The sequence below is a fragment of the Pseudoalteromonas sp. 11L1 genome, from assembly GCF_055397545.1.
This window is the reverse complement of record NZ_AP041141.1, coordinates 1,991,451-2,004,628: the sequence shown is the minus strand read 5'-3', so window position 1 is coordinate 2,004,628 and position 13,178 is coordinate 1,991,451. Positions and strand designations below refer to the sequence as shown.

The following is a 13,178-nucleotide window of genomic DNA, read 5'->3' as shown; positions in this document are numbered from 1 at the left end:
TCAATCACACCGCCTATTTTAGTGAACCATAAAGCCGAAGCTATGTTTCATTTTATGACCATCGTTACCTAAGAAGGTTACATCCACAGCATAGTTTGCAGGAGCTAATTTAGGTAGTTTCCATGTAAATTTGCTAGTAGCGACTTTAGAAGGCTCGAATCCAAATTTAAATTCTTCGCCTTGTTTATTGGCCAATGAAACTTTTACAACCCGTACCTCTTTGGTGAACACCAAAGTTAACTCTTCTGGAGGATTCATTAGCATTGCATTATCAGCAGGCACACTTTTTTCAAGATGCACATGCGCAAATACCGCACTACTAAAAACGACACTGATTACGGTTAAAAATTTAATTAATGTTTTCATATATACCTCTATTTATTTAATGGATTAACGACTAAATTTATCTTTGAAAATTTGATTACTTGGAATCCCAGCATCTGTAATTATTTTTTCCACTTCACTCATCATTGCTTCTGGACCGCACAAGTAAAACTCAGCCAAAAGCAGTTCTGATTTTTGGTTCATATACGGCAGAAGTACTTTTTGAACATAGCCTGAGTGCCCTTGCCATTCTTCTGAAGGATTAGAAAGAGTAGGAATATAAGAGAAGTTTTTATGCTTCTCACTCAGTGACTTCAATTCATTATGGTATAGCAAGTCATCTTCAGTTCGCGCACCATAGATAAGAGTCAAACCACTTTTATCTTTATGCTTTTTCAACTGTTCAAAAATAATAGACCTCAGTGGTGCAAGTCCTGAACCCGCACCAATAAACACGCGACTAACTTTTTTATTTGAAGTGGCATAAAAATCAGAAAAAGGGCCTTTTGCAGTTATCGTTTCACCTACTTGGAGTGAACCTAAATAACTTGAACCTATTCCTGCTTTAAAACCATTCTTTGCGGTCTGCCAACGGATATTAAACATTAACTCATCAGACTCCTCGTCAAAGTTAACTAATGAGTAGTGGCGAGTTACACCGTTATGAGAAAATTTTCCATGATAGTAGCTATCCCAGTATTTTTCATAGCACTCTGGCATATCATCTGGACGTAAGCTATTCATCCCTGCTGGCACATCAAATTGCATATATGCACCAGCTTTAAATGCCAACTGTTTGCCTGATTTCAGCTTAAATTTCACTTCCTTGATAAAAGGAGTAATGAAATTAGTCGCAACCACAACTAGCTCATGATTTTCAATATTGCGATCAGTATTAACTTCAATCGAACTAATTTCAGAGAACCTATGCTGACATCCAAGCCGATAACCTTCCTTAAGTTGCTCCTGAGATAAATGTTCCTGTTCAGATAGTGTGATAGGTAATTTAGTTGAACTTAAGAACACGCATTTGCCACAAGTACCGCCACCACCGCAACCTGAAGGAAGGTATACATGTGAACTAGCTAGCCCTTCTAGTACAGTTGAGCGACCAACTGCTGAGATGTCAGTAATAGTATTTTCATTGGAAAACGTCACTGCCACTTTTTGCCTGTTAGTGCCCCAACCTAGCTTCAGTAAACCACTTCGATACTGTTGTATCAGCCAAGTAACACCAGTAATTGAAAGGAATAGCGTTGCAAAAGCAAATGCAATGATCAACCAATGGTTAAATCCTCCAGAATTGCCATAGTCCATAAAGTGAAGCTTCATCATCAGATCTTTCAATCTGAAATCATCATTGGCATGGCGAAGTACTTGACCTGTAATACTATCTAAATAAATAGTTGTATTGTTCTCATCCTCAACGGCAACTTGCCACATAGGATTTTGCTGCCTTACGTGATCAGAAAACGGAGGTTGAGATAACACTGGAGTAGTTAACTTACCCTGTCCTGAGTAGGAGTTTTTTGCCAAAGTTAGTACTTGTTCTTCAGACAAATTAAATGGCTTTCCTGTTACAGCATCAAATAGCTTTGAGTGGCGTTCTTGATAGCTATGCTGCCCCTTATCGAACACAAAATGATAGTAAGGCTGATGTAAAACCCATATAAGGTTTACTTCCTGCGGAGCATTACTAGTAATGTCTTTAATAGGGAATAGGTCAAAGCCTGTAATGCTACCTTCATGATGAGAATGAACTCTAAGTTCATTACCACTGGCTTTACTGTGATCCATCAAATTGAAGTAAAGGCCCGTTCCCAACCAAATAAGCAGTTGTAAACCAACAAATAAAGAAAGCCACTTGTGTATCGTTGTATTTAACTTAAATAGTCGCATCAAATGACTCCCTTTTTATTTGGGGAAAGCACTCGGTAATAAGTCAATACTGCGCCAGTAATTGCTCCCATTAGACCTAGAGTTGCGACCAAGAACAAAAACCAGTTAGATACGTTTTCTCCATCATAGTAATCCATAATGTGGAACCGCCACATCCAATCAAACAATCGCCAGTAATCATGACGCTTGGCAACAAGTGATCCTGTTTGTTGACTTATATAAAATGTCGGTGTGGAGAATTGCTCAAACGTCACTCTCCAAACAGGTAAATGCCTTGGGGACAACTCAGCAGGCAAGTTTGTCGCTGACTTAATCAACCTTACGCTGTCGATTTGATGATTCAGCGCATAATGGTATTGTGCGATTTCTTTAGCCTTGATTTCATCTACAAGTGCCTGAACAGCTCCAGTTTTAGCATCTATTGCTACTTTTCCATTTTCTCCATTAATAAAAGAATACAAAGGACGGCCCATACTTTGAGTAAGTGTAACTTGGCTAGCTTTAGGATAATCCGCAGCTAGCTTTACAATGGAGTAATCCATACTTGCTAAATCTATTTTGGCTTCCTCACTCTTAGCCAAGGTTTCGCCGTGTATATAGTGAATATCCATAGTCACCATATACACGCCTGTAATAGACCAGAAGAGGAATTGTATTCCGACAAATGCCATTAGCCATTTGTGATATTTTCTAGCCGTGCTAAGCATTACTTTTTAGCTCCGCCTTAGAAAGCTCCTTGTTAAAGGCGTTTAATTCTGGCTTTTTAACGATTGAGTAAATTACTGGGAGCACAATAAGAGTGAGTAGCACAGCACTTGTCATTCCGCCTACCATAGGTGCAGCAATACGACTCATAATCTCCGAACCTGTTCCTGTACCATATAAAATGGGCATCAAGCCGATAATGATTGTTGCAACTGTCATCATTACTGGACGAACTCGTAAGCCTGCACCGTGCAATAATGCATCTTGATATGCATCATCAGAGATAGGTTCAGCTCGCTCTTCAGCTTTTTCCTTAAGCTCAGCAAGTGCCTGATTGAGATAGACCAACATTATCACACCAATCTCAACCGCTACCCCAGCTAGAGCAATAAAGCCCACGCCAACAGCCACAGAGAAGTTAAACCCTTCCAGATACATCAACCATAAGCCACCAATCATCGCCATCGGCAAGGTAACGATAATGATAGCCACCTCACTAAACGCTCTGAAGTTTAAGTAAAGTAGAATAACAATAATGGCGAGTGTTAAAGGCAATACATAGGTGAGCTTTTCTTTCGCTCTTTCCATATATTCGTATTGCCCAGCCCAAGTAATTGAATAACCTGCTGGTAGTTTTAGATTATTAGCCAAGTGTATTTTTGCACTTTCAACATAAGTACCTACGTCAACACCGTCTATATCGATAAACGTCCAGCCATTTAAACGAGCATTTTCACTCTTAATTCCCGGCGGACCGTTCTCAACTCGAATATCTGCGACATCACCTAGTGCAATGCGTTGACCACTTGGTGTTACAACAGGTAATCGTGATAGCTGCTCAGGAGAGTCTCGATAGTCTTGCGGATAGCGTAAGTTAACAGGGTAACGCTCTTGACCTTCTACCGTTTGGGTAACGTTCATACCACCAATAGCTGTAGAAACCACTTGTTGAACATCTTCGATGTTTAACCCAAAGCGACTTGCCTTATCGCGTGAAATATCAACCTTGATATATCGTCCACCTGCAACTCGCTCTGAGTAAACTGATGCTGTGCCTGTAACTTCGGGTAAAATTTGCTCTATTTGTTGGCCGATTTCCTGAATCACATCAAGCTCTGGTCCGGCGACTTTAATACCCACAGGCGTTTTTATGCCTGTTGCTAACATGTCGATTCGGGTCTTGATTGGCATAACCCAAGCATTCGTTAAGCCCGGAAACTTAACCAATTTATCAAACTCAGCTTTTAACGATTCAGTAGTCACACCCTCTCGCCACTGCTCTCGTGGCTTCAATTGAATAAAGGTTTCAATCATGGTTAAAGGTGCAGGATCGGTTGCAGTTTCAGCTCTTCCTACTTTACCAAATACAGTTTCAACTTCTGGCACAGTGCGAATAAGCTTGTCTGTTTGCTGCAATAACTCCCTTGCTTTACCAATTGAAATACCGGGATAGGTAGTAGGCATATACATGAGATCGCCTTCATCCAATGGCGGAATGAATTCACTACCAATTTTATCGACAGGCCAAAAGCCAACGATAGTCACTAATATTGCTGCTACTATTGTCGATTTTGGAAACTTCATGACTTGCTTTAAAACAGGCATGTAGATAGCAATCAATAATCGGTTTAACGGGTTTTTCTTTTCAGAAACAACTTTGCCTCGAATAAAGTAGCCCATCAAAACAGGCACCAATGTGATCGCCAAACCTGCTGATGCCGCCATTGCATAGGTTTTTGTATAGGCGAGCGGAGAGAACATTCTTCCTTCTTGCGCTTCCAAGATAAATACAGGTAAGAATGAGACTGTAATGATCAGTAAGCTAAAAAATAGTGCAGGGCCTACTTCACTCGCAGCCTTAGCAACAATTTGCCAGCGATTTTCATCTGTTAGTGGTGTTTTCTCCATATGCTTGTGCATATTTTCAATCATCACTATTGCACCATCAGTCATCGCACCAATCGCAATAGCGATACCGCCTAAAGACATAATGTTGGCATTGATGCCTTGCATATACATGATAATGAACGACACCAAGATACCTAATGGCAGAGTAACAACTGCCACAATAGATGAGCGAAGATGAAATAGGAAAGCCACACAGACAATAGCAACGACTGCAAGCTCCTCTAGCAACTTGCTCCAAAGATTATCAACAGCACGATCTATTAACTTCGATCTGTCATAAACAGGGACAATCTCCACCCCCTCTGGTAGAGAAGATTTAAGCGATTCAAGTTTTTCTTTTACCCCGTTTATGGTTTGTTGAGCGTTTTCACCAAAGCGCATAACGACAACACCACCAACAACTTCGCCTTCACCATTAAGCTCTGCGATACCACGGCGCATTTGAGGCCCTAAATTAACGGTAGCAACATCACCAATACGCAATGGCGTGCCTTGTTCGTTAATACCAAGTGGGATTTTCTCTATATCACTAACTGATTGAATATACCCCGTTGCGGTAACCATATATTCAGCTTCAGCCATTTCCACAACGGATGCGCCAGTTTCTTTGTTCCCTTTTTGTAAGGCTATTTGTATTAAACTTAGAGGAATATCGTAAGCTCTCAATTTATCAGGATCTACTTGCACTTGATACTGCTTAACCATACCACCAACGGCGGCAACTTCGGACACGCCCGGAACAGTTTGTAGTTCATACTTTAAGAACCAGTCTTGAATGCTTCTTAATTGGCTTAGATCATGGTTTCCAGACTTATCTGTTAAAGCGTAAATGTATACCCAACCCACACCTGTTGCATCAGGTCCTAATTGAGGTTTTGCCGAATCAGGCAGGCTTGATGCTACTTGGCTTAAGTATTCAAGTACTCTGCTTCTAGCCCAATACAAATCAGTATCGTCATCAAAAATAATGTAGACGTAGGAATCACCAAAAAATGAGTAACCACGAACAGTTTGCGCCCCCGGCACTGATAACATCGCTGTAGTAAGAGGAAATGTCACTTGATCCTGCACTACTTGTGGTGCCTGTCCCGGATAGCTCGTCTTAATTATCACCTGCACATCAGAAAGATCGGGGAGTGCATCTACTGGTGTTTTTTGTAATGAATACAAACCACCAAACGCGATAATTAAGGTAATCAACAAAACAAAGAAACGATTGCCGATAGACCATCTAATAATTGATTCAATCATTATTTTTCTCCCACTTAATGATTAGAATGATCAACAGCAGCTTTATTTTCCTTGCCGTGTTGTTCATCTGATTCAAGAGAAATGTCAGTGATAACTAAGTCATCTCTAACCTCAAAAGTGAAAGTGACATTATCACCGACATTGAAATCAACCATTTCTATATTGTCCGCGACGATAAAATCCATCGTCGCAGCAGGTCTATCCCATTTCTCTATTGGGCCTCTGCTAATATTTAGAATCCGTGTATCAATATCAATCGCATTAATCAAACCAGATACTGTTGCTGATGATACTTCAGGCTCACTCATGATATGAATTCCAGTAATTTCATATCCACCGTCTTCGGTTTTGCTCACTTCAAAGTGCAAAGATTGACCTGACTTTAATGAGTCAATATCGACTTTTTCAGCCACAGTAAAATCCATAACCATTTCAGGCCAATCCCAAGCTTCAGCAGGGCCATGTGAAATATTAACCATGCGGTGCCCTGCCATAACACTATTAACATCCCCTTGCATCCAAACAGAGTTAGGCACTTCATCATGAGTCATTCGTTTAAAGTCAGAGCTTTTACTTGATTCAGAATCAATCAAGAATTGGGCAGATGTCACCACAACGTCATCTTCATTTAAGCCGTCTAATATTTCGATGCTGTCGATATCAACCCGGCCAATAGTCACTTCAATAGATTTAAATTGCCCATCACCTAACGCAAGTACTACTCTGTCCTGTTTACCTGTTCTAATAACGGCTTCTTTAGGCACGAGGATGGTGCTATCAGCTTGATTAGCGTGAATAGAGACTTGTGCAAACATATTTGGTTTTAATTGATAGTCTGTGTTATCAAATTTCAATCTCACTCGGAGTGTGCGTGTTTTACTGTTCAATGTTGGATAAACATAATCAACGACACCAGCCCAGTCCTCACCGGGTAAATAATCCAGTGTCATTGATACAGGAAGTCCTTTTTTAATTAAGGCTGCGTCACGTTCAAACACTTCTGCTTCAACCCAAACTTGATCTAGCTGGCCAATGCTTAATAAGGTGTTTCCCGGCTTTACATAAAAACCTTCTCTAACCTTCAAACCATCGACAACACCTGCTTGTGGTGAATAAAAGGTAATTGTTTGCTGAACCTTTCGTGTCTTTTCTAGCTTTTGAACAAAGTCTGCTGAAAGCTGTAACGCTTTTAGGCGATCTTTGGCTGCTGAAATTAAAGAACTATTGTTGCGCTTTAACGCTATTAACAGCTCTTCCTGAGCATTAACTAACTGAGGAGAATATAGTGTATAAAGAGGCTGCCCTTTCTCTACAGGGTTACCTGCTGCTTTGATGTAAAGTTTATCAATCCAGCCATCAACCCGTGGGTGGATATGAATTAGCTTATCTTCATCATATTGAACATAACCTACCGTTGAGATTTCAGTATGCATATTTTTCAGTTCAACAGGTGCAGTGCGAACCCCAAGGTTATTCACTACATGAGGCGCAATTTTTACTGCTCCGGGGCCAAAGTCATCACCAGATGATCCTTCCTCATACACTGGAATTAGATCCATCCCCATAGGCGACTTACCGGGCTTGTCCCGGCGGTAATTAGAATCCATCGGTGCAACCCAATACAGAGGCTTTTTTTCTCCTGATGTTGCTTCATTACTATTACTGTTTGAGCCAGTACCTTGATATAAACTCAATGCTCCAGCACCAAGTGCTGCCCCAATGATGATGGCAATAATTGTTTTTGTATTCGTTGACATTATTTTTCTCCAAATTGCTGACTGGATAAGTGCTGATTAGTTTTGTGTGAAGTTTGCATCGACTTATGTTCAGCATTTGAGTTAGATTGAGAATGCGCAAAGAAATAGTTGATACGAGCAACTGTTTTAAGTGCGTCAACATCAATTCTTAAAGCTGATATTCTGGTATTTAATTCGGCAATTCTTGCTCGAACAACTTCGGCAAAATCGCCATCATCATTTGTGTAGGCTGTCAATGACGCTTCTGCTTGGTCATGAGTTTGTTTAAGGAGTTGTTCTTGATAGATAGATTGTCTATCTGATAAGCGTTTAAGCTGTCTTAGTTCTTTTTCTAAAACACTGATCATTTGCTTTGTCAGTAATAGTTTCTCGGTTTTAATAGTCTCTGAATCTGCAATAGAAGCTGCAACTTGCTTATCTTGTCTGTTCTCGGTAAACAAGGGTAAATCAAACGTTACCCCAACAGAAAATAAATCAGCTCGGCTATCACCAGAGGGCATATTGTCGCGATAGGCATAACTAGCATTAACGCCCCATTGCGGCTCATATTGCTGTTTGGCTAACTCAATTCCTTTTTCTGAAGCTTTGCGTTTTATATCAATCGCAAGTATGACTGGGTGATTCGAAAGCTCCTGAGCCAATAGATTTCTTGAGTAATTAGATGCTTTTAGGACTGTTGGATTATTCAATTGAATCGAAGGCAATTCTTTTGAGACGCTAAACTCTAATGGTTGCGCGTCAAAGTTGAATGATTCATTCAAACGATCCGCATCGTAAATATGAAGCCACTCATTGAGACGAGCGATTGTCGTTTCTAGTTTCTGCTTTTGCGAAGTTAATCTGTCATCTAACTGCACGATTTCCAACTGAGCACGAATAACATCTTGCTGTCTAGTTTTACCAACAACGTTTGAATAGCTAGCTTTAGCCACTTCCGCCATCTGCTCAAAGAGAGACCAATCATCTTCAATCAATTTAATAGTTTGTTGGGCTAAGTAAGCATCTAACCAAAGTTGTGACACTTGGCTTTTCAACTTAGCTTTACGATCCTCTCGTAACAGTGGAAATTTCGTGGACTCAATTTGTAACTGGTCTTTCTTGATCTCTAGACTGTCGCCTCTCGGAAACATTTGAGAGACGCCAACCTTTAGCTGAGTCATTCCTTCCTGATCTAAATCCCAAGTATCTGTTGGTAAATTCATTATCCCTAGCGATACTTTCGGATCAGGCAAAGTACCTGAAGCAATACTTCTATTTTCAACTGCACTTTGTTTCAATCGGCTACCATGAAGCCAAGGATCATTTTGCTGAGCTAAGGTGATAGCTTGTTCAAGCGACACTACTTTCTCAGCTTGAGCTGAGAATACAGATAAGCCGAGTATTAATGCAGTTGAAAGTGAAGTAAGGTTTGAAGAGTTCAATTTCATTAGAATTGCTCCTCGTATGTCTTAACTTTTGCATAGACTTTGCTCGTTCCATCTTTAAATAGAATTAACACGTTGTATGGCATAAAGCGGTCATCGACTTCCATACCGGGAGAGCCAACTGGCATTGCTGGAACTGAAAGCCCAATCGCATTGGGATGTTCTTCTGATAAGAACTGCTGAATAAATTTAGCAGGTATATGACCTTCAAAGGCAAATCCATTTCTACTCACTGCCGTGTGGCATGAACGGTAATTAGGTTTGATACCATACTTAGTTTTGATGTTGCCGATGTTTCGGAAATCTTTGGAATGCGCAACGATCCCTTTGTCTTCAATATGAGTTATCCATTTTTTACAACACCCACAAGTAGGGGTTTTATAAACGATTAACTCCAAAGGTGTTACGTCGTTATTGTGTGCATGGTTATGTTCGTTGGCGTTTGCAAACGCAGGTGAAAGCAGCATTACTACTGCTATTTTTAAATACTTATTGATCATTTTTGCCCCCAGACATCGCTGGAAAATATCTATAGCGCTACGACGCTATATTGACTAACAGAAAAATTAATTACATGTGCGAGAAATTTGGACGCACTAATCCTGTATTAGGCAAAAATTGGTGGACGATAAAGGGAAGTGGAAATTGAATGAGGTTGTTTAGATTGCAGAGCAGCTACAGATTCACTGAATATTTGAATATCTGTCGAATCAATACTGGAATTTAGGACTGTCGTAGATGAGCAAGCATTTGCAGGACAAATACATTCAACGTCACAACAATCTTCTGATTGACCATTACTGCTTTTATTCATATCACCATGATCCATGTTCATGTTCATGTTCATGTTCATGTTCATGTGTGATTCGTGAGAACCTGATGACATTTCGCAAGGCATAGCAGAATACGCAAATGCTTGCCCTACAAAGGCAACCAGCATAAGCGTCATTACTAAGACTTTTGAAAATGCTTTAGACATAAAATTCTCTTACAAATATACATCTCTAATACTAATGCAAATTTTTGACTAAGTCAATTGATGCTGTATAAACATTTATGAATATTTGCTGAGGGATCCCCTCGAATTTGACCATAGTATCAGCTCTTTTCCAGTTTGATGACACCCCAGTCAAACTCTGCGGCCCAGAGCGTGACTTGCCGTCTTGCCGCTTGTATCTCTTCTTCAGTTAAGCCCAGCTGGGCGGCCTTTGATAATCGCATTCCCAGGTAGTTAAATGAGAGTACTCGCCGATGTTTGATGCTGTTAGCCTGAAACTGCAAGTGCTTCCCGGCCAGCTCTGCCGCCAGCCCTATCATGTAATGCAACCAATTTGCCAGTGCCGCCAATAGCAACAGCACTTCCAATCGTTCGCGTTTATAAGTACGGTGGGCTTCGCTACCTAAGCCATAGGTCTGGCTTTTCTGGTCGCGGAAGCTCTCTTCTATTTGCATGCGTTTGCCGTAGCATTTGGCAATCTTCGTCGCGTAATCGAAGCAATTGGGCAAGGATGAGACCAACAACCACGGCTCTTTATATTGCTTGTGTTTGTCGGATTTTCGCAGCTTCCAACCGGTGCCCACCAGCACGGCTTGAGTGCGATATTGCTGGGCTTTGGTCAGCTTAACCTCACCCAAGACTTGGGGCGTAGGGCGTGCTTTTTTGTAGGCTTTGGCAACCGTGATATAGGCATCCTGGCCGGGTAGTTGCAGTGTCTGGTTGCCACGAACTCTGGCAATGTAATGCCAGCCGAGCTTACGTATTTGCTTAAACCACGGCACTTTAAAACCCGCATCGGTAATAATCACCGGCTTAAAGTCTGCCGGCAGTACCTGCTTTAACCGGTATAAAAACGCCCTGTGTACGTGTGGGCACGTATACTCGTCCATCGGCACAACAACTTGATGTAACGTCAGTGGGCGACCTTCCAGCGCCAGGCTGGCACGCAGGATAAAATGGCGCTTTTCGGTGTCGGCATTGCTCCAGTCCACTAAAATCAGCGGCTGTTTGCCCTGACGTAGCAAGCGGGTCATTTCGCCATAAATAAGCGGCGCCTCTGCTTGAAGCGCTTCATTTCTTAGCAAACGGTCAGCTCGTTTGATGCCGTGTTTTTATGACGTTTCACTGTCAAAATTACGGCCGATAGCCGTTACCGTGCATTGGCCATTCTGCATCAAGCTTTGTACTGCCGCCCCCACAGCTAAAAATCGGGCTTTGTGCATACATTTGGGGGTGACAAATGAGAGGAAATCGGCGAGCATTGTTTTTACATTCATGGCAGCATTCATGGTTAGGTGTTTTTGGCGAAAGATCAGATCGGGAACTGCCATGAATGTTCCCTTCGCCTCTAACTATTTGTTTTATCTACGCCATTCGTGGGGATTCGTCAGCTATATTGCTTTAATTAAACTTACAAATACTTTTAGGTACATCTGATATTTGTGCAAGCTATAAATTCGTTGCTCACCATTGACTAGAAGTGTCCGCTTTTGGCACTCTCCAGCCACTCGACAACATAATAATTGGTAAAGTATTTTACTGTGTCTGATGGCGCTTAGCTTATCCGACCTACTCTGGCACTAACTGAAAATACTTTTACTCTAAATTAAAATTGAAGCTCTAATCAAAAATATCAATTTTTGTGCCCTGTTTTACTTCAAATTGTAGTTATTCTCAAGCTGTGGCTCAAAATCATCTGAAATGATGGTACCCACAAGCCCACACTTGATATCTAATATTTCATAATTTATACGTTGATGTTTGTCGAATCAAAATATTTTAACTAGCTTAAAGGCAGACTGGTCAAAAACTTAAATACTTATAAAACTAAAAAAGCGCCCTGATTAACTCGGAGCGCTTTGTGTTTAGGACAAATAAACAGGTTTTATACAAATTTAAATAACAAATATTTGAGCGCTATCTTCATACTACGCTTATTGCTTTGGCAATATTGCTCATAGTTAATTATGCCAATAGCCATTTTGCTACAGAATAAAGTGAGCGAAATAAACCACGCAAAATTTTGAGTTGATTGATATTGAAAAAATAGTATAGCTGAGCCAATGAATGCAATAGTCGAATAGACGACTTCTATTCGATATTGATTAATAGTTTTCAATATTTTGTGCATTAAAAACCATCATCAAACGAGTCAAATGCATCAAAACAGTCATCATTGTTTGAATCGGCTATCGAATCTTCAATCTCATAAACAGTCATTACCCTGTCTGGCTGGCCCACCACATTGCCACCAACATCTACGATATTAGTACTGGCATTTGTGATAGGTAATCCTGTTGAGGGGTTAATTGCGATATCAATAGCGTCGTTTTTCATTTTTTAAACCTTATTAATCATTAATTACAACTTCACAATTTAATGATTTCGTGATAAAAAACAAACTCGTTTGACTGCGCAGTTCAGCAACAAACAGTTTGGATTAAGTAATTAGCCCTTCCCTTACTTCACCTAATTTTATTAAGTAAAAACCCCTTATTATTTTCTAAAAAACTTTATTAATTGTTTAATTTGAAGGCGGTTTTTGTCTGAAAGATAGGTTTTAAGATCGCATTTTTCGGCACGAAAAACTGCAAAAATAGCGCCTCAGAATGAGGCCAACAAGCGCGTAATGTGGTGTAGGCGAAGCCGTAGACACATGGAGACAGCGCGAATGTACAGGCTGGTCTGTACTAACCGCGATAGTGTTTCGCATCAGCGAAATTCGATATCAATTTGGCACAAATTAATATCGAACCATCTATTTTCGTAGAAAATAAAAAGCGAAGAAAAATGCGGATAATGGGGCACCCATCGCATTGTCTGAAGCGGCAGTATGGCGGTTAGTACAGAGCGTAGCTCGGTGCATTCGCGCAGGGTCTACAACGCTAGTGCGATAGCGCGTCGAGTCAGCTC

The 13,178-nt window shown here is 40.7% G+C and carries 9 protein-coding genes and 1 pseudogene; all 10 read right to left on the bottom strand.

Annotated elements, in window-relative coordinates:
* Positions 1 to 18: 18 nt before the first annotated feature.
* The 10 genes and pseudogenes from ACZ5WS_RS09380 to ACZ5WS_RS09335 all read right to left on the bottom strand — a co-directional run bounded on the left by ACZ5WS_RS09380 (position 19) and on the right by ACZ5WS_RS09335 (position 12,602).
* Positions 19 to 366 carry a copper resistance CopC family protein gene (locus tag ACZ5WS_RS09380; protein ID WP_004589258.1) on the bottom strand — a complete coding sequence of 116 codons (348 nt, stop codon included), beginning with the start codon at positions 364 to 366 and terminating at the stop codon, positions 19 to 21.
* Between the two features lie 24 nt (positions 367 to 390).
* The gene (locus ACZ5WS_RS09375) at positions 391 to 2,223 is read right to left on the bottom strand and encodes a 2Fe-2S iron-sulfur cluster-binding protein (protein ID WP_024596190.1); all 1,833 of its coding nucleotides are present in this window, start codon (positions 2,221 to 2,223) and stop codon (positions 391 to 393) included.
* Complete coding sequence (locus tag ACZ5WS_RS09370) at positions 2,223 to 2,834, bottom strand: PepSY domain-containing protein (protein WP_232311327.1); 612 nt, start codon at positions 2,832 to 2,834, stop codon at positions 2,223 to 2,225. The genes ACZ5WS_RS09375 and ACZ5WS_RS09370 overlap by 1 nt, the downstream gene beginning before the upstream one ends.
* 88 nt (positions 2,835 to 2,922) lie before the next feature.
* On the bottom strand, positions 2,923 to 6,087 hold the full coding sequence (locus ACZ5WS_RS09365; protein WP_004589255.1) for an efflux RND transporter permease subunit: 3,165 nt from the start codon (positions 6,085 to 6,087) through the stop codon (positions 2,923 to 2,925).
* 14 nt (positions 6,088 to 6,101) lie between these two features.
* The gene (locus tag ACZ5WS_RS09360) at positions 6,102 to 7,844 is read right to left on the bottom strand and encodes an efflux RND transporter periplasmic adaptor subunit (RefSeq protein WP_004589254.1); all 1,743 of its coding nucleotides are present in this window, start codon (positions 7,842 to 7,844) and stop codon (positions 6,102 to 6,104) included.
* Positions 7,844 to 9,271, bottom strand: a complete 1,428-nt coding sequence (locus ACZ5WS_RS09355) for a TolC family protein (protein WP_010558034.1) — start codon at positions 9,269 to 9,271, stop codon at positions 7,844 to 7,846. Before ACZ5WS_RS09355 ends, ACZ5WS_RS09360 begins: the two co-directional genes overlap by 1 nt.
* Positions 9,271 to 9,768, bottom strand: coding sequence for a DUF411 domain-containing protein (locus tag ACZ5WS_RS09350; RefSeq protein ID WP_004589252.1), 498 nt, complete (start codon positions 9,766 to 9,768; stop codon positions 9,271 to 9,273). Before ACZ5WS_RS09350 ends, ACZ5WS_RS09355 begins: the two co-directional genes overlap by 1 nt.
* 107 nt (positions 9,769 to 9,875) lie before the next feature.
* The gene (locus ACZ5WS_RS09345) at positions 9,876 to 10,247 is read right to left on the bottom strand and encodes a hypothetical protein (RefSeq protein WP_029773128.1); all 372 of its coding nucleotides are present in this window, start codon (positions 10,245 to 10,247) and stop codon (positions 9,876 to 9,878) included.
* Positions 10,248 to 10,366: 119 nt separating this feature from the next.
* Positions 10,367 to 11,542, bottom strand: a pseudogene (locus ACZ5WS_RS09340) (IS4 family transposase).
* Positions 11,543 to 12,395: 853 nt separating this feature from the next.
* Positions 12,396 to 12,602, bottom strand: a complete 207-nt coding sequence (locus ACZ5WS_RS09335) for a hypothetical protein (RefSeq protein WP_004589247.1) — start codon at positions 12,600 to 12,602, stop codon at positions 12,396 to 12,398.
* Positions 12,603 to 13,178: the final 576 nt, after the last annotated feature.

Coding starts and splice junctions, on each gene's coding strand:
- ACZ5WS_RS09370 (WP_232311327.1), bottom strand. CDS start 2,834: ATGGATATTCACTATATACACGGCGAAACCTTGGCTAAGAGTGAGGAA.
- ACZ5WS_RS09380 (WP_004589258.1), bottom strand. CDS start 366: ATGAAAACATTAATTAAATTTTTAACCGTAATCAGTGTCGTTTTTAGT.
- ACZ5WS_RS09355 (WP_010558034.1), bottom strand. CDS start 9,271: ATGAAATTGAACTCTTCAAACCTTACTTCACTTTCAACTGCATTAATA.
- ACZ5WS_RS09350 (WP_004589252.1), bottom strand. CDS start 9,768: ATGATCAATAAGTATTTAAAAATAGCAGTAGTAATGCTGCTTTCACCT.
- ACZ5WS_RS09345 (WP_029773128.1), bottom strand. CDS start 10,247: ATGTCTAAAGCATTTTCAAAAGTCTTAGTAATGACGCTTATGCTGGTT.
- ACZ5WS_RS09375 (WP_024596190.1), bottom strand. CDS start 2,223: ATGCGACTATTTAAGTTAAATACAACGATACACAAGTGGCTTTCTTTA.
- ACZ5WS_RS09365 (WP_004589255.1), bottom strand. CDS start 6,087: ATGATTGAATCAATTATTAGATGGTCTATCGGCAATCGTTTCTTTGTT.
- ACZ5WS_RS09360 (WP_004589254.1), bottom strand. CDS start 7,844: ATGTCAACGAATACAAAAACAATTATTGCCATCATCATTGGGGCAGCA.
- ACZ5WS_RS09335 (WP_004589247.1), bottom strand. CDS start 12,602: ATGAAAAACGACGCTATTGATATCGCAATTAACCCCTCAACAGGATTA.